This is a genomic window from Saccharothrix xinjiangensis, from assembly GCF_039527585.1.
Lineage (GTDB): Bacteria > Actinomycetota > Actinomycetes > Mycobacteriales > Pseudonocardiaceae > Actinosynnema > Actinosynnema xinjiangensis.
The window spans coordinates 353902-376773 of record NZ_BAAAKE010000003.1 but is presented as its reverse complement, the minus strand read 5'-3'; the positions used below and the strand labels follow the sequence as shown (position 1 = coordinate 376773).

Sequence of the window (22872 nt, the reverse complement as noted above, 5' to 3'; positions counted from 1 at the left end):
AGGGCCGGCAGGTCAGGCCAGCAGGTCCGCCCGCGACGCCACCCCCAGCTTGCGCAGCACCCGCGCCACGTGCTGCTCGACCGTGCGCGGCGACAGGAACAGCACGTCGGCGATCTCCCGGTTGGTGCGCCCCCGGGCCAGCAGCCGGGCCACGTCCTGCTCCCGCGGCGACAGCGCGTTGCCGTAACCGCGCCTGCCGCGGCGGGACGGCGTGGCCACGCCCGCACCGCGCACCAGGTGCCGGCACCGCGCCGCGTCCCGGCTCGCGCCCAGCGCGTCGAACCGGTCGGCCACCCGGCCCAGCGCCGCCACCGCCGCCCCGTCGCCGCGCTCCAGGCGCACGAGCGCGGTCCGCTCGGCCAGCACCGCCGAGTGGTACCGCAGCCCGAGCGCGTCGGCGGCCGACCGCGCCACCTCCAGCAGCGGCACGGCGTCCTCGCCCCGGTGCGCGGCCAGCAGCGCCCGGCACGCCTTGAGCGCCACGTGCGCCAGCGGCGCGTCCCGGTCGCGCAGGCCCGCGTCCAGCTCCTCCACCAGCTCCTCGGCGTCCCCGACCCGCCCGGCCGCGCAGAACGCGTCCACCGCGGCCGGCGCCAGCTCGCCCAGCCACGCCCACACGCCCTTGCTGCGGGCCAGCTCCAGGCCCCGGTCGGCCTCCGCGCAGGCCCGGTCCAGGTCGCCGCGCTCGAACCACAGCCGGGTCAGCGCGGCGAACCCGCCCAGCGCCACCGGCGTGATCGAGTTCTCCGCCGACCGCACCCCGGCGCCCGCCAGGTGCCGCTCGGCCGCGTCCCAGTCGCCGCGCGCCACCGCCAGGCACCCCAGCACGAGGTTGACCTCACCGGCGACCGGCAGCAGCTCCCGGTACTCCTCCAGCAGCCGCTCGCACCGGTCCGCCAGCGACGCCCAGTCCCCGGTGTACCAGTCGAGGTGGATGCGCGTGGACTGCCCGGTGCCCGCGGTGAACGGCACGCCCGCGCCGACGGTCAGCCGCAGGCCGCGGTCCAGCGAGTCGCGCGCCAGGTCGAAGTGCCCGACCAGGGCGAACGCGTCGGCCAGGTTGCAGTGCAGGCGCGCCAGGTGCCGGCGCGCGGCCACGTCGGTCGAGGTGTCCGGCAGCCGGTCCAGCTCGTCGACCACGCCCCGCTCGCCGACGCACGTCCGCGAGCCGAGCTGGTTGGCCAGCAGGGAGTACCGCACCGCCTCGTCGTCGCAGCCGGCGATGAACACCTCGACCTCGCGCAGCCACCGCGCGTGCTCGGCCAGCGGCACCGCGCCGAAGAACGGCTGCGCCAGCACGGCCCGCGCCCGCATCGCCAGTTCCGGGCGCTCGCCCAGCTCGGCGATGGCCAGTTCCAGCACCTCGCGGCCGTGCCGCACGCCCCCGAACTGGCGGATCAGCAGGAAACCCAGGTTCAGCCGCACCTCGCCGCGCGCCGCGGTGGACAGCCGGTGGTCGTCGAGCAGCCGCTCCAGCGTGGCCCGCGGGTCGTGCTGGTCGATCCCGCCGCGCGCCACCTGGCCCAGCTTCACCGCCAGCCGGTCCACGTCGGACGGCGTCAGGGACGCCTCGTCCAGCAGCCGCTGGTACAGGCGCGTGGCCGTGGACGGGTCGCCGACCTCCAGCGCCCGGTCGGCGGCCGCCTCGCCGTGGCGCAACCAGTCGTCGAGCAGCCCGGCGCGACGGCTGTGCTCGGCCAGCTGCATGAACGGGCGCGGGCTGGCGGCCTCCAGCGCCCTCAGCGCGCGCAGGTGCAGGCGTTGGCGCTCGGGACCGGTGAGCGTGTCGTAGACGGCCTGCTGCGCGAGGGCGTGCCGGAAGCCGTAGCGCACCTCGCCGGTCTCGTGCAGCACGCCGCTGTGCAGGGCGTGGGTGAGCGCGGTCCGGGCCCGGTCGGGCGCGACCGCGCCGACCTCGGCCAGCAGCGCCTCGTCGGCGGGCACCTCCAGCACGGCGGCGGCCTGCGCGATGCGGCGGCCGGTGGCGGGCAGCCGGTCCAGCCGCTCGGCCATGGCGTCGCGCAGCAGGGCCGGCACCTCCACCGCGTCCAGCAGGCGCCAGTCGGGGTCGGGCAGGGCGCGCAGCACCTCCTCGATGACGAAGGGGAGGCCCGCGGTGCGTTCGTGCAGGTGGGCGGCGAACCCGGCGGGCACGGCGTCCGCGCCCAGGATGGCGGTGGTGAGGTCGTGGGTGCCGGCGACGTCCAGGGGTCGCAGCTCGACCAGCGCCGAGGCGACGCCGGCGGGCGGGCGGTAGGCGCTGCCCAGCGGCATCCCGCCGGGCGCGTCCTCACGGCGGTAGGTGACCAGGGTGGTCAGGTTGGCGGGCGGGTCGGACATCAGGAACCGCAGCAGGTGGCGGCAGCCGTCGTCGGCCCAGTGCAGGTCCTCGACGACCAGCAGCGCGGGGCCCACCGCGGACAGCAGCTCCCGCACGGCCCGGAACAGGTGGTGCCGCTCGTGCCGCGGGTCGTCCGGACGGGTGGGTGGCTCGGGCAGGTGCTCGGCGATCTCCGGCACCAGCGGGCTCACCACGCCCGTGACCGGACTCAGGGACGCCCTTCTGAGGTGCGGGCCCACCGTGCGCAACGCGTCGAGCACCGCGCCGTAGGGGAAGGGCTCCCGCAGCGGCTGGCAGAACCCGGTGAGCACCCGCAGCGGCGCCAGCTCCGGGCGGTGCAGCAGCTCCCTGACCAGGCGGCTCTTGCCGACACCCGCCTCACCCGCGATGAGCACCACGGACGGCTGGCCGGCCACCGCGTCCAGCAGCGCGTCCAGCTCGTCGTCCCGTCCTACCAGCACGGGCGAACCGGCGCGCGGTGGCGTCATGCGGACTCCTGGGGGATCGGCCGACCCCTGTATTAGAACCCGGGATGTTCACGGACAGCACCCCTGTGGTTCACATCGAGATCATCGGTCTGAACGGGTGAGGAGGTGCGGAATTCACGACTTTCCGTGACTGGAGCTCACCTTCCATTCCGTAGGCGACTCGTCCGTTCAGGCATACCGACCGTGCGGTATGTCACAGGATCAGGTGGTGCCGCGACCACGTGCCGATAATCCTACTGGTCAGTAACGTGAGGGGTGGGAGTTCCCGGTGCGCAAGCTCGTCGTCTGCTCGGCCGTCCTCGCCCTGCTCGCCTCGGGCTGCGCGGGGGACGAGCCGCAGCTCAAGACCGGGCCCGGCGTCACCGACACCACCATCTCCCTCGGCGTGCTCACCGACATGACCGGCCCGTTCTCGGCCACCTCGCTGCTGCGCATCAAGGGCTACGAGCTGTTCTTCGGCGGCCTCAACGAACGCGGCGGCCTCTGCGGCCGGCGCGTCGAGCTCAAGCAGAGCGACCACGGCTACGACGTCGACCGCGCCCTCAACGGCTACTTCGAGCTCGAACCGCAGGTCCTCGGGTTCGTCGACATCACCGGCGCGCCCATGACCGAGGCCATCGAACCCGACCTCGTGCAGACCCGCGCCCTCGCCGCCCCCGCCTCCTGGTCGGCCACCCTGCTCGGCAACCCCCACATGGTCGTCGTCGGCACCACCTACGACCTCGACGTCATCAACGGCCTCGACCACCTCCGCAGCACCGGCGCCATCCACGACGGCGACCCGATCGGGCACATCCACGTCGACAGCGACTTCGGCCGCAACGCCCTGGAGGGCAGCACGTTCGCCGCCCGCCAGTGGGGCATGGACCTGGTGGCCGAGGCCGTCCCCGACACCGCCGACGTGACCGCCCAGGTCGCCGAGCTCAAGGCCGCGGGCGTCAAGGCGGTGTTCCTCAGCACCTCGCCGCAGCAGACCGCGACCGCCGTGACCGCCTCCGAACAACTCGGCTGGGACGTCCCGTTCATGGTCAACGCCGTCTCCTACGACCCCCGGATCCTGGACACCCCCGCCGCGCGGGCGGTGACCGAGAAGGTGCTCATGGTCTCCCCGATCTCCCCCTTCGCCGCCGACGCCCCCGGCCCGCGCGAGGTCGCCGAGGCCTTCGAGCGCGAGCACCCCGACGTCGAACCCACGGGCTCGGTCGACCACGGCTACGTCATCGGCGTCGCGTTCGCCGCGATCCTGGAGAAGGCGTGCGCCGAGCACGACCTCACCCGCGACGGGGTGCTGCGCGCGTTCCAGGACACGAACCACGTGGACACCGGCGGCCTGACCGGCCAACTCCGGTTCTCACTGGCCGGCCGTCCGTCCGCGACCCAGTCCTACGTCGCCCGCCCGGATCCCGCGACCCCCGGTGGCCTGGCCGTGGTGGCGAACCTGTTCGAGTCCGAGCTGGTCAAGCTGAAGGGCACGCGGGCGAGGTAGCCGGTGGGGGTGCTGCCGGGGCGCGTTGCCGGGGGACGCTTTCGGGGTGTGGCTCGGGGCGCTGCCCATTGCCGCAGCGCCGAGGGGCAACGCCGGGGTTTTGCCGGTTGTCGCAGCCGCCGAGGGGTGCCGCCGGGGTGTTGCCGGCTGCCGGGCGGCTGCCGGGGTGTTGCCGGGGTGTTGCGGTCACCGGGTGGTGGCCGGGGGTGCCGCGACAGCCAGGTAGTTTTCACCCGCCCCGCACCGGGAAACCGGTGCGCATGATCGAGGTGCGCACGACGGTCCCCACGTCGGCGGACCGCGTTTTCGCGGTCCTCACCGACGGCTGGTCCTACGCGGGCTGGGTGGTGGGCGCGGCCCACATCCGCGAGGTCGACCCGGGCTGGCCCGCGGTCGGCACCCGCATCCACCACAGCGTGGGGGCGTGGCCGATCGCGGTGCGCGACGTGACCACCGTGCGGGCCGTCGAGCCCTCTCGCCTGCTCGACCTGGAGGCCCGCCTGTGGCCGATCGGCGCGGCACGGGTCCGGATCGAGCTGACCGAGGTGTCGGGCGGCACCGAGGTGGTCATGTCCGAGGAGGCCGTCAAGGGGCCGACCGCGTTGCTGCCGGAGTCCGCGCAGGCGCTGTTCCTCGTCCCGCGCAACCGCGAGTCACTGCGGCGGCTCGCCGACTTGGCCGTGCGCAAGGAGAGCCTGTGAGCGGCGTGGGTTGGGGCCGGGCTGACCTGAGTCGGTGGCCGGGTTGGTGTGGTCGTGGTCGCGGGATTCCATGTTCAACCGATGGCCGAGACCCCTGTTTTCGTACATCTTCGGGCGATGATCACCCCATCGTGTGATCCTTCGCCCGCGAGGCCCCCGACCACACCGCCTGGCCGCAGCCGCCGAGGTGAACGGCTGCGGCCCACCCTGGTCCACCTCGCTAGTACACCGCCCGGTTCAGGCCGCGCATCAGCAGTCGGTACGCGTCGCCCGCCAAGCCGTTCCGCGCGAGCGCCGCCCGTGCCGCGTTCGCGCCCGCCGCGCCGTGCACCCCGCCGCCGGGGTGTGCCGACGCCCCCGCCAGGTACAGCCGGTCCACCGGTGTGTCCGCCCGACCCAGGCCCGGCACCGGGCGGAACACCAGCTGCTGGTGGATCGCCGCCGTCCCGGAGTTGATCGATCCGCCGACCAGGCTCGGGTTGCGCGACTCCAGCTCGCCCGGTCCCTGCACGAACCGCCCGCGCACCAGGTCGCGGAACCCGGGCGCGTGCTGCTCGATCAGCTGCTCCAGCCGGTCCGCCCGCCGCCGCGCGCGGTCCGCCGACCAGGGCTCGCCGCGGGGCACGTGCGTGTACGCCCACGCCGTCTCCGTGCCCTCCGGCGACCGCGACGGGTCGGACGTCGTCATCTGGCCCATGATCACGAACGGCACCCGCGGCAGCCTCCCGCACGCGATCTCCGCGCTGGTCATCGCCAACCCGTTGAAGTCACCTCCCAAGTGGACGGTCCCGGCCCCGCGCGCCTCCGGGTTCGTCCACGGGATCGGCGCGTCCAACGCCCAGTCCACCTTGACCGTCGCGTCGTCCCACTCGAACTGCGCCAGGTCCGACACCAACCGCGCCGGCAGGTGCCGCTCACCGACCAACCCCAGGTAGAGCCGCGGCGCGGGCACGTCCGCCAGCACCGCCTTGCGCGCCCGCACGAACCCGCCGGACGCGTCGCGCACCCCCAGCGCCCGCCCACCGGCCACCACCACCTGCGCCACCGGCCGCGAGCACTCCACCACACCGCCCAGCCGCCGCACCAACGCCCGCGTCAACGCCCCCGCGCCACCCGCCGGCACCGGGTAGCCCAGGTCCTGCCCGAGCATCGACAGCAGCCACCCGAACGCCGCGCCACCCGCCTGGTCCGGACCCAGGTCGGTGTGCATCGCGTTGCCCGCCAACAACAACGGCGCGCCCTCACCGGTGAACCGGTCGTCCCCGAACGCCCGCACCGACTGCACGAACGACCGCGCGAACCGCAACCCCTCACCCGCGCCCAGCGCGCCCAGCAGCCCCGCGCCCGCCCGCACCGGCGGGAACGGCCTCATCAACGCCTCGATCAGGTCGTCCCGGACCCGCTGCCACCGCTCGAACTCCGCCCGCCACGTGTCACCGTCGCCCGCACCGAACGACTCGACCGACTCGGCCGTGCGGTCCACGTCCCGCGACAGCAGCGCCACCCGGTCGTCCGGCAGCACGTACGCCAGCACGTCGGGCGCCCACCGCCACTCCAGCCCGTGCCGGTCCAACCCCAGCCCCGCGATCACCGGCGACGCGACCCCCAGCGGGTAGAACGCGCTGAACAGGTCGTGGTGGAACCCCGGCTCCGTCAGCTCGGCCGTCCGCACCGCGCCACCGGGCTCGTCGGAGGCCTCCAACACCAGCACGTCCCACCCGGCGTCGGCCAGCACGTTCGCCGCCACCAACCCGTTCGGACCGGACCCGATGACCACCGCGTCCACGACGTCGCTCAACGCGAACCTCCCTCTTGGCTCTGGTGCACGGGCCGACCCCACCCCAGTCTGCTCCACTCGGGTGCACGGGATCGGTGGCGACCACGACCGGCAGCGCGGTCGGCGCCAGGGGGCTGGGCGCCCACCGGTCGATCTCGACCCCCGGCTTCCGCGAGCACGCGGCGCAGGGCCGTCCCCACGTTGCCCGCGGCACCCGTGACGACGACCCTCATGCCCGGAACGTACCCCCACCGGCCGCGCTCAAGCCCGAACAGGCGGCGCGCGGTGAGGTTCCGGTCACCCGGTCACCCGCCGCTTCGGGGAACCGCGCCGGCGAGGTGCGCGTGGCCACCGGGGCGCCTCGTCGGCGGGACACGCCGCGAGACACCCCGGTGGCCCGACCGCGCGGGTCAGCCGCGCGAATCAGCCGGGCAGGTCAGCCGCCGAGGCCGGCGCGGCGCAGCGCCTCCGCCATCGCGCCGTTGGCCGGCGGGCGCTCGTCCCGGCGCGGACGACCGTTGCCGCCGCGCTGACCGCCCTGCCCGCCCTGCTTGCCGCCGCCCTGCCTGCCACCTCGCTGCCCGTCCCGCGCCTGCCCGTCCCGCGACTCGCGCCCGGGCTTGCGGCCCGGCTCGTCCTCCAGCCGCAGCGTCAGGCCGATCCGCTTGCGGGGGATGTCGACCTCCAGCACCTTCACCCGCACCACGTCGCCGGACTTCACCACGTCCCGCGGGTCCTTCACGTACGTGTTGGACAGCGCCGAGATGTGCACCAACCCGTCCTGGTGCACGCCGACGTCCACGAACGCGCCGAACGCGGCCACGTTCGTCACCACGCCCTCCAGCACCATGCCGGGCTTGAGGTCGGAGATCTTCTCCACCCCGTCGGCGAACGTGGCGGTCTTGAACGCGGGCCGCGGGTCGCGGCCGGGCTTCTCCAGCTCCCGCAGGATGTCGGTCACGGTCGGCAAGCCGAACCGCTCGTCGACGAAGTCCTCCGGCCGCAGCTTCTTCAGCACCGCGGTGTTGCCGATCAGCTCCGCGCCGTCCGCCTTGCCCTGGATGCGCCGCACCACCGGGTACGCCTCGGGGTGCACGGCGGACGCGTCCAGCGGGTCGTCGCCGTTGGGGATGCGCAGGAAGCCCGCGCACTGCTCGAACGCCTTCGGCCCCAGTCGCGGCACGTCCTTGAGCGACTGGCGGGTGCGGAACGGCCCGTTCGAGTCGCGGTGCACCACGATGTTCTCGGCCAGGCCCGCGGTGATGCCCGACACCCGGGTCAGCAGCGGCGCGGACGCCGTGTTCAGGTCGACGCCGACCGCGTTCACGCAGTCCTCGACCACCGCGTCCAGCGACCGCGACAGCTTGGTCTCGGACAGGTCGTGCTGGTACTGGCCGACGCCGATGGACTTCGGGTCGATCTTCACCAGCTCGGCCAGCGGGTCCTGGAGCCGCCGGGCGATCGACACCGCGCCGCGCAGCGACACGTCGAGGCCCGGCAGCTCGGCCGACGCGAACGCCGACGCCGAGTACACCGACGCGCCCGCCTCGGACACCACGACCTTGGTCAACCGCAGGTCGGGGTGCCGCTTGAGCAGGTCGCCGGCGAGCTTGTCGGTCTCCCGCGACGCGGTGCCGTTGCCGATGGCCACGAGCTCCACCGAGTGCTCCTTCGCCAGCACGGCCAGCTTGGCGATCGACTCGTCCCACCGGTTCGCGGGCACGTGCGGGAAGATCGTGTCGGTGGCCACGACCTTGCCGGTCGCGTCGACCACGGCGACCTTCACGCCGGTGCGGAACCCGGGGTCCAGGCCCATCGTGGCGCGGGTGCCCGCGGGCGCGGCCAGCAGCAGGTCGCGCAGGTTGGTCGCGAACACCTTCACGGCCTCGTCCTCGGCGAACGCCCGCAACCGGGACCGCAGGTCGATGCCCAGGTGCACGAGGATCCGGGTCCGCCACGCCCAGCGCACGGTGTCGCCCAGCCACTTGTCGCCGGGCCTGCCCCGGTCGTCGACGCCGAACCGGGCGGCGATGCGCGCCTCGTACCCGGTGGGCTCGTCCTCGTCGGCCGGGTCGAGGACCAGGTCGAGGACCTCTTCCTTCTCACCGCGCAGCAGCGCCAGGATGCGGTGCGACGGGAGCTTGGTGAACGGCTCGGAGAAGTCGAAGTAGTCGGCGAACTTCGCGCCGTCCTCCTCCTTGCCCTCCCGGACCTTGGCGGCGATGCGACCCTGGCCCCACATGCGCTCGCGCAGCTCGCCGATGAGGTCGCCGTCCTCGCCGAACCGCTCGACCAGGATGGCGCGGGCGCCCTGGAGCGCGGCGGCGACGTCGGCGACCTCCCCGGTCACGTACGCGGCGGCGGCCACCTGCGGGTCCCGGGTCGGGTCGGCCAGCAGCCCGTCGGCCAGCGGCTCCAGGCCCTGCTCGCGCGCGATCTGCGCCTTGGAGCGCCGCTTCGGCTTGTACGGCAGGTAGAGGTCCTCCAGCCGGGCCTTCGAGTCCGCGGCCAGGACCTGCGCCTCCAGCGCCTCGTCCAGCTTGCCCTGCGACCGGATCGACTCCAGCACGGCCGCGCGGCGGTCCTCCAGCTCGCGCAGGTAGCCCAGCCGTTCATCCAGCGTGCGCAGCTGGGCGTCGTCCAGAGCGCCGGTCGCCTCCTTCCGGTAGCGGGCGATGAACGGCACGGTGGAGCCCCCGTCGAGCAGCTCGACGGCCGCGCTGACCTGCCCGGCCCGCACCCCGAGCTCGTCGGCGATCCTCTGGTGAATGGCAGTGGTCACAGCGAGCCATTGTGCCCTGCCCGCTCTGCTCCGATCGGGCACCCCGACCCGCCCGGCGCGCCTCGGAACGGTCGGCGCGCCCCGACCGGTCAGGGCGCGCCGAGAGGATCGAGGTGCGCCGAACGGGTCGGCCGGCTCTGCCGGCCGTGCGGCCCCGCCTCCGCCGGACCGCTCCCGCCACGTTGCCCCCGCCGGCCTGCACCCGCCGGGTCGCTCCTGGCTGACCAGCGAGGTTGCGACATACTGGCCGGTATGACCACACTCGACCACTGGGGCGGGACGAGCCGGTACGTCGATCTGGACGGTCCGGTGCACTACGTCGACTTCGGCGGCGACGGGCCGCCGGTGGTGCTGGTGCACGGGTTGGGCGGCTCGCACCTCAACTGGTGCCTGCTCGCGCCCCACCTGGTCGAGCGCCACCGCGTGCTGGCGGTGGACCTGGCCGGGTTCGGGCTGACCCACCCCGAGGGCCGCGGCACCACCGTGCCCGCCAACGCCCGGCTGCTCGACCGGTTCCTCGCCGAGGTGGTGCGCGAACCCGTGGCGCTGGTCGGCAACTCCATGGGCGGGATGATCTCCATCCTGCACGCGGCCCGCCGCCCGGACTCGATCACCGCGCTGGCCCTGCTCGACCCGGCCGTCCCGCTGTCGCTGGGCGCCCGGGTGGACCCGCGGGTGGTGGCCGCGTTCGCGCTGTACGTCGTCCCGGGGCTGGGCCTGCGGTTCCTGGAGCGGTCGCGCCAGGGCGTGTCGACGCGCCGCCAGGTCAAGCGCGTGCTCAACCTGGTCTGCGCGAACGCGAAGACCGTGCCGGAGGAGGTGGTCCTCGCGTCGATGACCCTGCTGGAGCAGCGCGCCGAGGTGCCCGGCCTGGACGAGGCGTTCCTGACCGCCGCCCGCTCGGTGGTGCGGACCGGGGCCACCAGCCGCCGCTACTACACCGCGATGAGCAGGGTGAAGGCGCCGGTCTACCTGGTGCACGGCGACCAGGACCGGCTGGTGCCGGTGGCGTCGGCCCGCGCGGCGGCGCGGCGCAACCCGTCCTGGAGGTACGAGGAGTTCGCGGGCGTCGGGCACGTGCCGCAGCTGGAGATCCCCGAGGTGATCGGCGGCAGGCTGGTGGACTGGCTGGACCGGGGCTGAAATCGAGACTGGCCGGTGCTGGCGGTTTGCCGTTCGGCGAAACATCATGGGACCAGGGGCGCTCGACGATGAGCGGAGGGGCCATGACGACGCTGCCGGACATCCCGCCGGACCTGGATCCGGCTGTCGCGGTCGAGGCCGCCCAGCCCGGCCTGCTCTGGTACCTCACCGAACCGACCCGCGCCGCGGTCGACATCGGCCAGTTCGCCGCCACCCGGGCGCTGCTGCGCGCCGCGCCCAGCGGTGACGGCCACACCGTGCTCGTCCTGCCCGGCCTCGGCTCCACGGACCGGGCGACCGGCCCGCTGCGCCGGTTCCTCACGAGCCTGGGCTACGAGGTCCACGGCTGGGGCCTGGGTCGCAACATCGGCCCCTCGGTCAGCGCGATCGAGGGCATGCGCGGACTGCTGCGCGAGCTGGCCGCGCACGGCAAGGTCAGCCTCGTCGGCTGGTCGCTGGGCGGCGTGTTCGCCAGGGAACTGGCCCGCGAACGCCCCGGCTCGGTGCGGCAGGTGATCACGCTCGGCAGCCCGTACGCGCTGGCCGACCCCCGGCACACCAGGGTCAACCCGGTCTACCGGCTGCTGGCGCGGTTCTACGAGGCGGGCGCGCAACCACCGCCGCCCGAGCACACCCGGCCGCGCTTCCCGGTGCCCGCCACCTCGGTGTACTCCCGGTCGGACGGGATCGTGCCGTGGCGGTCGTGCGTCTCGCCGGCGGGCAGGCGGCACGAGAACGTGGCGGTGGCGTCGAGCCACCTCGGCTACGGCTACAACGCGACCGTGCTGTGGGTGGTGGCGGACCGGCTGGCCCAGCGGCCGGGGCGCTGGCGGCCGTTCACCCCGCCGCCCGGCATGGCGCGCATGTTCCCCGCCGCCTGACCCGCGCCCGACCTCCGCGCCCGCGAACGCCACAGGCCGTGGAAAGCGGTCCGCAACCCACCGCCACCTCGTTCCGGGCCCTGATCGACCTCGCCACCGATCACCTGCCTGCACGAACCCGTGCCGAACCGATCACCGCGTCACCGGCGTCGGAGCCGGCCGAGGAAGTCCGGCACTCGGGACCAGGTCAGCCCGGCCGCGGCCGGGTCGTGGTCGGGGAGGTCGGCGGTGGCGTGCAAGAGGAGGACGCCGGCGGCGGGGCGCTCGGGCCAGAGGTCGGAGACGACACTCGCGCCCATGGAGACGCCGGCGAGCACCGTCTCGTCCGGCATGTCCGTGATGCCCTGCCGGGCGCGCTCGACCAGCGTTGTCCAGCCGATCCGCCGAGGCGGTGCCCGTGACCGGCATGGCCGGACCCCCTGCGCGGGACCGCGGTCACGGTCGTGCGGCGGGTTCCCGCGGCGTGCTGATGGGCTCGCGCGGTGCCGGGATCGACCGCGACCGCGCGGTCGTGCTCGTCGACCGCCTCCGCGATCACCCGCACCTCCGCCACCAGCGCGGCCGGGGTGCCGTCGCGCGACCAGCACGCGACCTCACCCGCGCAACCGCCGATCAGGTGGAAAAGCGCGTGCCCATCAGGGTTTCCGGGTAGCGGGGCGAAGATCCACGACAACGATCACCTGATCAACGCCTTGTGTTGACCGGCGCTTCACCGCAGGGTTCCGCACGGCCCGTTGGCTCCGACGGGCAACCCTGACGAAGAGGTGGAGCATGACCCCTGCACGCAAGCTCGCCGCGACCCTGGCCGCCGCGCTGGCGATCCCCGCGTTCCTCACCGCACCGGCGGCGCACGCGGTGAGCGACTCGGACCTGGCGAACCACTGGGCCCCGGTCCACCACCAGGACACGGACTCGTCGGACTACGACGCCGACTACCTGTCCACTGTGGACTTCGACGGCGACTGGAACGCGCAGAACAACTGGGAGGCCCAGGACGACTCGCTCGCCAGGCTCACCGGCGCGGCCTACTACTCCGTCGTGGAGACCTCGACCCACTGGTTCATCGCCTACAGCTTCTACCACCCGCGCGACTGGGACGACGCGCCCGACCCGTTCGGGCTGACCACCCACGAGAACGACATGGAGGGCCTGCTGGCCACCGTCCGCAAGGACGGCTCGACCTACGGCAGGCTCGAAGCCGTGATCACCGTGGCGCACAGCGACTTCTACTCCTACGTCGCGCCCGGCAGCACCTTCACCTCGGGCCGCGAGAGCGTCGACGGCACGCTGCGGCTCGACGGCCACCGCCCCACCACCCGCCAGGAGGCCAAGGGCCACGGCCTGTACGCGTGGAACGGCGCGGAGTTCCCCGGCGGCGACGGCGTGGTCTACGTGCCCGCCGCCACCGGCGAGGTCCCGTCGGGCGGCAACGACCGCTCGGTCGGCTACCGCCTGGTCGACACCTTCGCCACCGGCGGCCTGTGGGCGCAGCGGAACAGCACCGCGACGTTCGCGAGCTGGGGCACCTTCCGGGGCGACAACGGCAAGGACAACGCGGCGAACACCGCGTGGGGCTGGGACGACGGCAACGACGGCAGCGACCTCCAGCGCGGCCTGCTCGCCACCGACCCGGCGTACCTGGTCTCGGCGTACTTCGCGAACCGCGGCGAGTTCAGCCTCGCCTACACCCGCAACCAGTACCGGCAGTAACCGCGCGGCCGGCCCGACCGCTCACGCGGGTGACGCGTCCACACCGGGGCGCGCCACCCGCGTGAGCGCCCTCACTCCCGGCGGCGGGCCGCCAGGACATACCCTCCGGTGATGACGTTGAGGCTCGACACCGCGGGTCCGGTCGCCACGCTGACCATCGACCGCCCGGCCAAGCGCAACGCGCTGAGCTACGAGATGTGGTCGGCGCTGCCCGGCCTGCTCGGGCGGGTCCGGGACGACGACGGGGTGCGCGTGCTGGTCGTCCGGGGCGGCGAGCACTTCTCGGCGGGCGCGGACATCAGCGAGTTCTCCACCCTGCGCAGCGGCGCGGACGGCGCGGCCCGCTACAGCGAGGCCGTGCACGCGGGGGAGCGGGCCGTCGTCACGCTCGGCAAGCCCACCATCGCCGCGATCACCGGGTTCTGCATCGGCGGCGGCTGCGAGATCGCACTGGCCTGCGACCTGCGGCTGGCGGCGGCGGACGCCCGGTTCGGCATCACGCCCGCCAAGCTCGGCATCGTCTACAACTTCCTGTCCACCAGGCAGCTGGTCGACGCGGTCGGCCCGGCGTGGGCCAAGCAGATCCTGTTCAGCGGCGAGATCATCGACGCGGCCACCGCGCTGCGCATCGGCCTGGTCAACGAGGTGCACCCGGCGGACGAGCTGGAGGCGCGGGTCAAGGGGCTGGCCGAGACCATCGCCTCCCGGGCCCCGGTGAGCCTGCGCGGGGCCAAGCACATCGTCAACCGGATCACCGACGGCCACCACGACGAGGACGACGCCGTGCGGGAGCTGTACGACGAGGCCATCCACAGCGCCGAGTACGCGGAGGGCGTCGCGGCGTTCCTGGAGAAGCGCCCACCGCGCTTCTGAGACGCCCCGACGGGCCGGGTCCGCGAGCCGGGCGGTTCAACACCCCGGGGCTGGGTACCTCGTCGGCATGACCGAACCCGAGGAGAAACCCCTCAACCCGGACCCGCCGCGCTCACCGGGCACGCCGGAGCCGCCCGACCTCGACGTGGACCCCGAGCAGTTCCTCGACGAGGACGAGCGGCGCGGACGCCGGCAGGAGCCGCCCGACTAGGGGCGGCCCCGCCGGGCGGCTCACTTGCCGTCGTGCTTGTCGGTGTCGCCGGGCCACTCGCCGACGACCTTCTCGTAACCGGCCGCGCCACCGCGGTCGATCGCGGCCTTGACCAGGCCGAAGATCGCGCCCTGGACGGTCGCGGCCAGCAGCACCTCGCCCCAGCCGCGGTCCTTCTGGGTCGCGGTGGGGGCCTCCTTCGTGCCGGTGATGATCTTCCACACCTGGCCGAACAGCGCGCTGGCCGCCACACCGCCGAGCACGCCGAACAGCAGGCCGAGCGGGCGGTAGAGCACCTTGTTCACGGTCATCGCCCCCGCCGCGCGAGCTTCCACAGCACCACCACGAGCGCCAGCGCGCCCGCCGCGACCGCGGCCGGGTGCCGCCTGCCCTGCTCGACGCGCTCCCGCACGGTCGGCGGCAGCTGCTCGACCGCCCGGCTCGCCCGCTCGCCGACCTGGCCCGCGACGACGCCGGCCTTCTCGCTGACCTGCCCGGCGACCGCGCCGGCCTTCTCGCTCACCTGACCGGCCACGACGCCGGCCTTCTCGCCCACCTGGTCGGCGACCGCGCCGGCCTTCTCGCCCACCTGGCCGACGACCGCACTCGCCTTCTCGCCGACCTGGGCCGCGACCGCGCCCGCCTTCTCGCCGATCGCACCGGCCTTCTCACCGGTCGCGACACCCGCGCTCCCGACGGCGGCGCCGGCCTTGCCCGCCTTCTCGCCCGCCTTGTCCGTAGCGTGCCCGACCGCGGCGGCCGTCTTGCCCGCCGCCGCGGCCACGGTCGCGTTGGCCCTCGTCGCGGTCTCCTTCACCTTCTCCACTCCCTCGTGCGCCTTCTCCTTGACCCGGCCGGGCACGTCCGCCTTGTGCGCCAGCGCCTCCACGGTCTCGCCCAGCTCGCGCCGGGTCTGCTCGACGTCGGCGCGCAGCTCGTCCGGGTCGGTCGGTCCGGTGTCCTTCTTCGGGCCGCTCATCGGTGTGCCCTCTCGCTCACGGTGGCGATGTCCTGCTTGACGTTCGAGATGGCCTCTTCCGGCACGGGCGGGGCGCCGCGGTCGATCTGCTTGCGACCGACCAGCGCCAGCACGCCGGCGACGGCGAACACGGCCAGCGCGACGACGAACGCCGACACCCACGCCGGCCAGACCGTCGCCAGCAGCAGCACCAGGCCGGCGATGACCGCGCCGAGGCCGAACCAGGCCAGCACGCCCGCACCGCCGAGGAGGCCGGCGCCCGCGCCCATGCGCTTGCCCTTCGTGCGCATCTCGGCCGCGGCCAGCCGGAACTCGTCCCGAGCCAGCCTGCTCACCTGCTCGGAGAGCCGGCTCACCAGTTCGGCGGTGGACGGGTCGCGGTCGGTGGCGACGTGGTTCATGGCCGTCTCCTCTCACTCGCCACCCGACTACCCAAAAAGCCGCAGGTGTACGCCACGTCTTCGGGGGAAACCGACCGCCATGGCGACACGGGCACCCCAGGCACCGACCCAGCTGCCGAAGCACTCCTGGCTGGCGGTGCTGAAGCGGACGGTCAAGGAGTTCAACGACGACAACCTCACCGACTGGGCGGCGGCGCTCACCTACTACTCGGTGCTGTCGCTGTTCCCCGGGATCCTGCTCCTGACCTCGCTGCTGGGGCTGCTCGGGCCGAGCGCCACCCAGACCATTGTGGACAGCCTGGACGTGCTGGGGCCGGGCGAGGCCAAGGACTTCATCGCGGACGCGATCCAGAACCTCCAGCAGTCGCGGGCGAGCGGGCTGCTGGCGATCGTCGGCCTGGTGACCGCGCTGTGGTCGGCATCGGGCTACGTGGGCGCGTTCATGCGCGCCTCGAACTCCATCTACGACGTGGAGGAGGGCCGCCCGTTCTGGAAGGTCGTCCCGCTGCGGCTGGGGCTCACCATCGGCGTGGTGGTGCTGCTCGCGCTGACCGCGCTGGGCGTCACGCTCACCGGTGGCGTGGCGCAGTGGCTGGGCGACCTGCTCGGCCTGGGCTCGACGTTCGTCTCGGTGTGGGACATCGCCAAGTGGCCGGTGCTGTTCCTGTTGGCCAGCGCCGCGATCGGGCTGCTGTTCTGGGCGTCGCCGAACGTGCGGCAGCCGAGCTTCCTGTGGATCACGCCGGGTGGTTTCCTGGCCGTGGTCGCGTGGATCGCGGCCTCGACCGGGTTCGCGCTGTACGTGGCGAACTTCGGCTCGTACAACAAGACCTACGGCTCGCTGGCCGGCGTGATCATCTTCCTGGTGTGGCTGTGGATCTCGAACCTGATGCTGCTGCTGGGCGCGGAGCTGGACGCCGAGCTGGAGCGCGGCCGGCGGATGGCGGCGGGCGAGTCGACGGGGCAGGACCCGGTGGCCCCGCCCCGCGACACGCGTGCGATGGACGACGACTAGGAACCGGAACCGGCCGCGGCGACCGGGCAACCGGTCGCCGCGGCCGGTCGGTCGGGCGCCGCGACCAGGCGGCGCGCCCGGGAGTTCGTCGACCGGGGAGGGGCGTCAGGACCCCTGCTCCGCCTTCTGCTCGGCGACCTGCTTCTGCACCTCGTCCATGTCGACCTTGCGCGCCTGCTCGATCAGGTCCTCCAGCGCCGCCTCCGGCAGGGCGCCGGGCTGCGCGTAGAGCACCACGCCGTCGCGCACGATCATCAGCGTCGGGATCGACCGGATCTGGAACGCCGCGGCGAGCTGCTGCTGCGCCTCGGTGTCGACCTTGCCGAACACGATGTCGGCGTGCTTCTCGGCGGACTTCTCGTAGACCGGCGCGAACTGGCGGCACGGACCGCACCAGGCCGCCCAGAAGTCGACCAGGACCATCTCGGAGCCGCCGACAACCTCGTCGAAGTTCTCCGCGGTCAGCTCCACGGTGGTCATAGGTCCTCCTCGGTGTTGACTCAGGGGGTCACACCCCTGGTACCCCGCTCAACGAAACGGACACGCGGGCAATTCCCTTCAACAACTTGTAGACGGCTTCAACCAGAAGTTGTAGTTTTCGGGGCACCCGATCGCCTGGAGGTGTCCCGTGCGCCGGACCGCAGCCGTCGCCCTGTCCCTGTTCGCGCTGGTCGCGTGCGGTGCGCCAGCCGAAGAGCAGCCACCGGGGTCCTCCGGCGACCTGCCGGACACCGCGGCGATCGTGGGCGCCGTGACCAAGGACGACGCGCTCGCGGCCGGCCTGCCCGAGGACGTCCGGCGGGCCGGGAAGCTGCGGGTCGGCTCCAACGTCCAGAACCCGCCGAACAACTTCTACGCCGAGGACGGCAAGACCCCGGTCGGCTCCGAGGTCGACCTGGTCAAGGCCGTCGGCGCCAAGCTCGGCCTGACCGTCGAGCACCAGGACATGGCCTTCGGCTCGCTCATCACGAGCCTCCAGGCGGGCCGCATCGACGTGACCATGGCCGCGATGAACGACACCCCGGAGCGGCAGCGGGCGATCGACTTCGTCGACTACTTCACCTCCGGCATCACGATCATGGTGCAGAAGGGCAACCCGCAGGGCGTCAAGGGCCCGGACGACCTGTGCGGCAAGTCCGTCGCGGTCAACCTCGGCTCCAGCCAGGAGACCTTCGCCAAGGAGCACCGGTGCCTGTCGGGCGACCCCATCCAGGTGACCGCCACCGACAGCGACACGCAGAACCAGAACCAGCTGCGCACCGGCCGGGTGGCCGCCATCCTCAACGACCTGCCCACCGCCGTCTACGTCGCCAAGACCGCGGGTGACGGCGAGTTCTTCGAGGTGGTGGACCTGGAGCCGATCAACGGCGGCCCCTACGGCATCGGCGTCAACAAGGACACCCCCGAACTCGCCGCCGCCCTCCGAGGAGCCCTCCAGGCCCTGATCGACGACGGCACCTACGGCAAGGTCCTCGCCGCCTGGGACGTCGAGCAGGGCGCGGTGGACGAGGCGACCGTCAATGGCGGCTGAGGCGGGCGCCGGGACGTCCCCCGGCCCGGAGGGCGGCGCGCCCGCGACCGACGACCTGGCCGTGGTCCCGCTGCGCCACTGGGGCCGCTGGGTCGGCGGCGCGGTCATCCTCGCCCTGCTCGGCGGGCTCGCCTGGGCGCTGGCCGGCGCGCGGATCGACTACGCGGCCGTGCCCGGCTTCTTCACCCACGAGATCATGCTGCGCGGCCTGGTGAACACGGTCGTGCTCGCCCTGGTCGCCCAGGCGGGCGCGATCGCGCTCGGCGTGGTGATCGCGCTGCTGCGGCGCTCGCCCAACCCCGTCGCCCGCTGGTTCGCCGCCGGCTACGTCTGGCTGTTCCGCGGCCTGCCCGTGCTGCTCCAGATCCTGCTGTGGTTCAACCTGGCCCTGGTCTTCGAGCACATCTCGATCTTCGGCCTCTACGAGGAGAAGACCAACGTCCTGGTGACCGCGTTCGTGGCGGCGCTGCTCGGCCTGGGCCTCAACGAGAGCGCCTACATGGCCGAGATCGTGCGGGCCGGCCTGAACAGCGTGGACCACGGGCAGGTCGAGGCCGCCAAGGCCATCGGCATGACGCCCGCCACCACGCTGCGGCGCGTGGTGCTGCCGCAGGCCATGCGGGTGATCATCCCGCCGACCGGCAACAACTTCATCAACATGCTCAAGGGCACGTCCATGGCGTCGGTCATCGGCTTCCTGGAGCTGGTCCACGCGGCCAACAACATCGCCTCGCGCAACCTCCAGATCATGGAGACGCTGCTGGCCGCGGCCGCCTGGTACATGGTGGTGGTCAGCGTGGCGAGCGTCGGGCAGCACTTCCTGGAGCGCTACTACGGCAGGGGGACGGTCCGATGAGCCTGGTGCGTGCGGTGGGCGTGCGGAAGGCCTTCGGCGCGGTCGAGGTGCTGCGCGGCGTCGACCTGGAGGTGGCCGCGGGCGAGGTGGTGTGCCTGCTCGGGCCGTCGGGCGCGGGCAAGTCCACCTTCCTGCGGTGCGTCAACCACCTGGAGACCATCGACGCGGGCCGCATCTGGGTCGACGGCACGCCGGTGGGGTTCGCCGAGCGCGGCGGGCGGCTGCACGAGCTGCGGGAGCGCGAGGTCGCCCGGCAGCGGCGGGACATCGGCATGGTGTTCCAGCGGTTCAACCTGTTCCCGCACCGCACGGCGCTGGAGAACGTGGCCGAGGGCCCCGTCCGGGTGCTGCGGCGCCCGCGCGGGGAGGCGTTCGACGAGGCGCGGGAGCTGCTGGCGCGCGTCGGCCTGGCCGACAAGGTCGACGCCTGGCCGCACCAGCTGTCCGGCGGCCAGCAGCAGCGCGTGGCCATCGCCCGCGCGCTGGCGATGCGGCCGAAGCTGATGCTGTTCGACGAGCCCACGTCGGCGCTGGACCCCGAGCTGGTCGGCGAGGTGCTCGACGTGATGGTCGACCTCGCCCGCGACGGCATGACCATGGTCGTGGTCACGCACGAGGTCGGGTTCGCCCGGCAGGTCGCCGACCAGGTGGTGTTCCTGGTCGACGGCGCGGTGGTCGAAGCGGGCCCGCCCGCGCAGGTGCTGGACAATCCGCAGCGGCAACGCACGCAGCAGTTCCTCGCGAAGGTGCTCTAGGTGGTCATGCGCATCCCGTCCTCCTACCTCGTCCAGTTCCACGAGCCGGAGGGGTACCTGGACTTCGCCCGGTTCGGGCCGCCCTCGCACGCCGTGGTGGAGGCGTCGACGAGGCTGCTGGAGGCCTCGGCGGCGGCCGGCCCGTCCACCGTGGACGAGCTGATGCGCCAGGACCTGCGCGCCAGGGCCGCGGCCGCCCGGCTGTGCCGCAGCGACACCGACCACGTGACGCTGCTGCCCAACACCAGCACCGGCCTGTTCCAACTGGCGCTCGGGCTGCGCGGCGGGGTGCTGGTGCCGGCGGGGGAGTTCCCGGCGAACACCTACCCGTGGGCCCGCTCGCCCGGCGTGGACGTGACGTGGCTGCCCGCCGGCCCGGTGACGCCCGAGGCGGTGCGCGCGGCGCTGACCCCGGCCACCGCCGCGGTGTCGGTCAGCGCGGTGGACTTCCGCACCGGTCACCGCGCCGACCTGGCCGCGCTGCGCGAGGTGGTCGGCGACCGGCTGCTGGTGGTGGACGGCATCCAGGGCTTCGGCGTGGTCGACGAGCCGTGGGAGGTGGCCGACGCGCTGGTGGTCGGCGGCCAGAAGTGGCTGCGCGCCGGCTGGTCCACCGGCTTCCTGGCGCTGTCCGACCGCGCCCTGGAGCGCCTGGACCCGGTGCTGTCCGGCTGGACCGGCGCGGAGGACCCCGGCCTGTTCGACGACGCCGTCCACCCGGTGGGCGAGGGCGCGGCCGGCTGGTCGATCACCAACCTCAGCCCGGTCGCCGCGGGCGCCCTCGCCACGGCGCTGGAACTGGTCGAGCTGGCCGGCGTGGCGGCCCTCGAACAGCGGGTCGCCGAGCACGCGGACGCGCTGGCCGAGGCGGTCCGCGCCGCCGGCGGCGAGGTGGTGTCCGCGACCGGGCGGCGCGCGGGCATCCTCGCGTTCACCCTGCCCCGCCTGCCGCCGCCGGTGGTCGGCGCGGCCCTCGCCGAGGCCGGCGTGACCGCGACCGTGCGCCCGGAGCACGTGCGCGTCTCACCGCACGCCTCCACCGCGCCCGGCACCCTCCGCCGGTTCGCCGAAGCGCTCAAGGGGCTGGGCGGACCCACGCCCCGGGCGGTCGCCGCGCCGCCCGTCACCCACGACGTGCTCGCCGCCCTCGTCCCCACCGTCAACAGCCTGGCCGCGGCGCTCGGGCCCGGCGCCGAGGTCGTGCTGCACGACCTCGGCGCCCTGCCCGACTCGATCATCGCCATCGCCGGCGACCTGACCGGCCGCGCCGTCGGCGGGCCGATGACCGACCTGCTGCTCGGCCTGGTCCGCCGGGGCACCACCCACGACCTCGCGGGCTACGAGACCTACGCGCCCGACGGCCGGGTGATCCGCTCGTCCACGGTGTTCCTGCGCGACGAGCGCGGTGTCGCGGTCGGCTGCCTGTGCGTCAACAGCCGGCCCGAGGAGGGCTTCCCGAAGGACGGCCTCCCGGGGAACGGCCTCCCCGAGAACGGCTTCGCCGGCAGCGCCGCCCCCGGCGCCGCCCGCCCCGTCGAGGCGTTCCCGGGCGACGTCGACACCCTCCAGCGCCTGCTGGTCGAACGCGCCGTCGACGCGGTCGGCGTGCCCGTGGAGCTGATGAAGAAGTCCCACAAGTCGCAGGTGGTGCGCGTGCTCGACGAAGCGGGGCTGTTCCTCATCCGCGACTCCGTCGACCACCTGGCCGGCGTCCTCGGCGTCACCCGGTACACGATCTACAACTACCTCAACGAGATCAGGGGCTGATCGCCCTCGTGCACCGCGGCGTGCACGGCGTCCCGCGCGGCGTTCGCCTCCTCGTCGGTCAGGGTGCGCGTCGGGTGGCGCAGCACCAGGCGCAGCAGCACGTTCTTCTGGTCGGGGTGCGCGCCGAGCCTGGCCACCGCCGCGGCCGGCAGCTCGGCCACCGGCGTCTCACCCACCACCAGCACCTCCTCGGCCAGGTCGCCCACCGCGTCCCGCGCCACGTCGCCGATGGTCTCGGCGTCGGCGTCCGCCGCGACCGCCACCGAGATGTCCCTGGTGATCGCGGGGTGCCGCGACACCGGCCGGTACGGGGCCAGGTCGAGCATCTGCGCGGCCACCCGCGGCTCGGTGGACGACAGCAGCCGGATGTCCGGCACGCCCTTGCGGATCATCAGCAGCCGGTCCAGGCCGAACCCCAGGGCCAGGCCGTGCGCGTCGCGGGGCAGCCACGCCCGGTCCAGCACGTGCCGGGCCGCCAGGCCGCCCTCGGCGACCTCCAGCCACCGGCCGTCCACCAGCACGTCCACCTGGAGACCGGCCGTCGTGTACGGGTGCGCGGCGGGCGTGGTGCGGTGCGGCAGGCCCGGCACGGCCGCCGAGACCACCGCGCCCACCAGCTCCTCCAGCGACGCCCGGTGGTGGGAGATCCGCCACAGGTCGAGCTGGTGCGGCGTGCCCGAGTGCACCCGGTCCACCGCGTCCCGCCGGAACACCACGCCGACGCACGCGAGCAGCACGTCGTCCCAGTCGTCGGCGGCGCCCAGCAGGCGCAGCGCGGGCGGCACCATGGCCGTGGTGTGGCTGCGCAACATCCGGCCCTCGGTGGTGTAGCGCGTGTAGCGGGCGTCGCGGGTGATCGCGTCGGGCGGGTAGCCCAGCGCGGTGTAGTTGTCGTCGATCGACACGTCCGGGTGGTCCCGCAGGACGCGCACGTCGCCCGGCAGGACGGCCAGGATCTCGTCGAGGAGCAGTTGCATCGCGTGCGGCCCGTAGGCGGGGTCGCTGAGGTCGCGGGTCATCGCGGTGTCCCTTTCGGGGGAGTCGGCTGGACGGTGCGGGAGCACCCCCTGGCCGGTCCGCCGACGGGACCGCGTGATTCAGCGCACGCCGCAGGCCCCGACGACCGGGTCTCCCGGCCGGGGGCGGCTAAATCGGCGCGTCACGTTTTCCACCCT

At 73.8% G+C, this 22872-nt stretch carries 21 protein-coding genes; 12 read left to right on the top strand and 9 right to left on the bottom strand.

The window, feature by feature from the left end:
• Positions 1-12: 12 nt before the first annotated feature.
• Positions 13-2829, bottom strand: coding sequence for a helix-turn-helix transcriptional regulator (locus tag ABD223_RS09860; RefSeq protein ID WP_344035712.1), 2817 nt, complete (start codon positions 2827-2829; stop codon positions 13-15).
• 268 nt (positions 2830-3097) lie between these two features.
• Here ABD223_RS09860 and ABD223_RS09855 point away from each other — a divergent pair, with 268 nt between their 5' ends.
• Positions 3098-4315, top strand: a complete 1218-nt coding sequence (locus ABD223_RS09855) for an ABC transporter substrate-binding protein (protein ID WP_344035711.1) — start codon at positions 3098-3100, stop codon at positions 4313-4315.
• Between the two features lie 260 nt (positions 4316-4575).
• On the top strand, positions 4576-5016 hold the full coding sequence (locus ABD223_RS09850; RefSeq protein WP_344035710.1) for an SRPBCC family protein: 441 nt from the start codon (positions 4576-4578) through the stop codon (positions 5014-5016).
• 220 nt (positions 5017-5236) lie between these two features.
• On the opposite strand, the gene ABD223_RS09845 is transcribed toward ABD223_RS09850, so the two are convergent.
• Both ABD223_RS09845 and ABD223_RS09840 read right to left on the bottom strand, forming a co-directional pair.
• On the bottom strand, positions 5237-6814 hold the full coding sequence (locus ABD223_RS09845; RefSeq protein ID WP_344035709.1) for a phytoene desaturase family protein: 1578 nt from the start codon (positions 6812-6814) through the stop codon (positions 5237-5239).
• A 415-nt stretch (positions 6815-7229) separates the two neighbouring features.
• Complete coding sequence (locus ABD223_RS09840; RefSeq protein WP_344035708.1) at positions 7230-9575, bottom strand: Tex family protein; 2346 nt, start codon at positions 9573-9575, stop codon at positions 7230-7232.
• A gap of 252 nt (positions 9576-9827) precedes the next feature.
• Between ABD223_RS09840 and ABD223_RS09835 the strand changes: the two genes are divergently transcribed.
• Together ABD223_RS09835 and ABD223_RS09830 are read left to right on the top strand one after the other, a co-directional pair.
• Complete coding sequence (locus ABD223_RS09835; protein ID WP_344035707.1) at positions 9828-10718, top strand: alpha/beta fold hydrolase; 891 nt, start codon at positions 9828-9830, stop codon at positions 10716-10718.
• An 83-nt stretch (positions 10719-10801) separates the two neighbouring features.
• Positions 10802-11599 (top strand): esterase/lipase family protein, encoded by a 798-nt coding sequence (locus ABD223_RS09830; RefSeq protein ID WP_344035706.1) that lies wholly within the window; start codon positions 10802-10804, stop codon positions 11597-11599.
• A 140-nt stretch (positions 11600-11739) separates the two neighbouring features.
• Here the strand turns inward: ABD223_RS09830 and ABD223_RS09825 are convergent, their stop codons facing one another.
• Entirely contained in the window at positions 11740-11931 is a 192-nt protein-coding gene (locus ABD223_RS09825) for a hypothetical protein (protein WP_344035705.1), read from the bottom strand.
• Between the two features lie 439 nt (positions 11932-12370).
• On the opposite strand from ABD223_RS09825, the gene ABD223_RS09820 reads away from it, so the two are divergent.
• The 3 genes from ABD223_RS09820 to ABD223_RS09810 all read left to right on the top strand — a co-directional run bounded on the left by ABD223_RS09820 (position 12371) and on the right by ABD223_RS09810 (position 14393).
• On the top strand, positions 12371-13309 hold the full coding sequence (locus tag ABD223_RS09820; RefSeq protein ID WP_344035704.1) for a hypothetical protein: 939 nt from the start codon (positions 12371-12373) through the stop codon (positions 13307-13309).
• 111 nt (positions 13310-13420) lie between these two features.
• Positions 13421-14182 carry an enoyl-CoA hydratase/isomerase family protein gene (locus ABD223_RS09815; RefSeq protein WP_344035703.1) on the top strand — a complete coding sequence of 254 codons (762 nt, stop codon included), beginning with the start codon at positions 13421-13423 and terminating at the stop codon, positions 14180-14182.
• A gap of 67 nt (positions 14183-14249) precedes the next feature.
• Entirely contained in the window at positions 14250-14393 is a 144-nt protein-coding gene (locus ABD223_RS09810; protein ID WP_344035702.1) for a hypothetical protein, read from the top strand.
• A gap of 20 nt (positions 14394-14413) precedes the next feature.
• On the opposite strand, the gene ABD223_RS09805 is transcribed toward ABD223_RS09810, so the two are convergent.
• Genes ABD223_RS09805 through ABD223_RS09795 form a run of 3 tightly spaced genes read right to left on the bottom strand, consistent with a single transcriptional unit; the run spans position 14414 to position 15773 of the window.
• Complete coding sequence (locus ABD223_RS09805; protein ID WP_344035701.1) at positions 14414-14704, bottom strand: DUF4235 domain-containing protein; 291 nt, start codon at positions 14702-14704, stop codon at positions 14414-14416.
• Positions 14701-15372, bottom strand: a complete 672-nt coding sequence (locus ABD223_RS09800; RefSeq protein WP_344035700.1) for a DUF3618 domain-containing protein — start codon at positions 15370-15372, stop codon at positions 14701-14703. Before ABD223_RS09800 ends, ABD223_RS09805 begins: the two co-directional genes overlap by 4 nt.
• Positions 15369-15773, bottom strand: a complete 405-nt coding sequence (locus ABD223_RS09795) for a phage holin family protein (protein WP_344035699.1) — start codon at positions 15771-15773, stop codon at positions 15369-15371. Before ABD223_RS09795 ends, ABD223_RS09800 begins: the two co-directional genes overlap by 4 nt.
• 79 nt (positions 15774-15852) lie before the next feature.
• On the opposite strand from ABD223_RS09795, the gene ABD223_RS09790 reads away from it, so the two are divergent.
• Positions 15853-16788: a YihY/virulence factor BrkB family protein gene (locus ABD223_RS09790; protein WP_344035698.1), complete on the top strand. Its 936-nt coding sequence runs from the start codon at positions 15853-15855 to the stop codon at positions 16786-16788.
• A gap of 105 nt (positions 16789-16893) precedes the next feature.
• Here the strand turns inward: ABD223_RS09790 and trxA are convergent, their stop codons facing one another.
• Positions 16894-17268, bottom strand: a complete 375-nt coding sequence (gene trxA, locus ABD223_RS09785) for a thioredoxin (protein ID WP_344035697.1) — start codon at positions 17266-17268, stop codon at positions 16894-16896.
• Positions 17269-17416: 148 nt separating this feature from the next.
• On the opposite strand from trxA, the gene ABD223_RS09780 reads away from it, so the two are divergent.
• From ABD223_RS09780 to ABD223_RS09765, 4 genes are read left to right on the top strand one after another with little or no spacing between them, the layout of a single operon-like run.
• Positions 17417-18319, top strand: coding sequence for an ABC transporter substrate-binding protein (locus ABD223_RS09780; RefSeq protein WP_380648574.1), 903 nt, complete (start codon positions 17417-17419; stop codon positions 18317-18319).
• Entirely contained in the window at positions 18309-19175 is an 867-nt protein-coding gene (locus tag ABD223_RS09775; RefSeq protein WP_344035696.1) for an amino acid ABC transporter permease, read from the top strand. Before ABD223_RS09780 ends, ABD223_RS09775 begins: the two co-directional genes overlap by 11 nt.
• The gene (locus tag ABD223_RS09770) at positions 19172-19930 is read left to right on the top strand and encodes an amino acid ABC transporter ATP-binding protein (RefSeq protein ID WP_344035695.1); all 759 of its coding nucleotides are present in this window, start codon (positions 19172-19174) and stop codon (positions 19928-19930) included. Before ABD223_RS09775 ends, ABD223_RS09770 begins: the two co-directional genes overlap by 4 nt.
• A gap of 6 nt (positions 19931-19936) precedes the next feature.
• On the top strand, positions 19937-21697 hold the full coding sequence (locus ABD223_RS09765) for an aminotransferase class V-fold PLP-dependent enzyme (protein WP_344035884.1): 1761 nt from the start codon (positions 19937-19939) through the stop codon (positions 21695-21697).
• Here ABD223_RS09765 and srmL read toward each other — a convergent pair.
• A complete protein-coding gene (gene srmL / locus ABD223_RS09760) occupies positions 21673-22716 on the bottom strand; it encodes a PheS-related mystery ligase SrmL (RefSeq protein WP_344035694.1) in 1044 nt (347 codons plus the stop codon). The genes ABD223_RS09765 and srmL overlap by 25 nt on opposite strands.
• Positions 22717-22872: the final 156 nt, after the last annotated feature.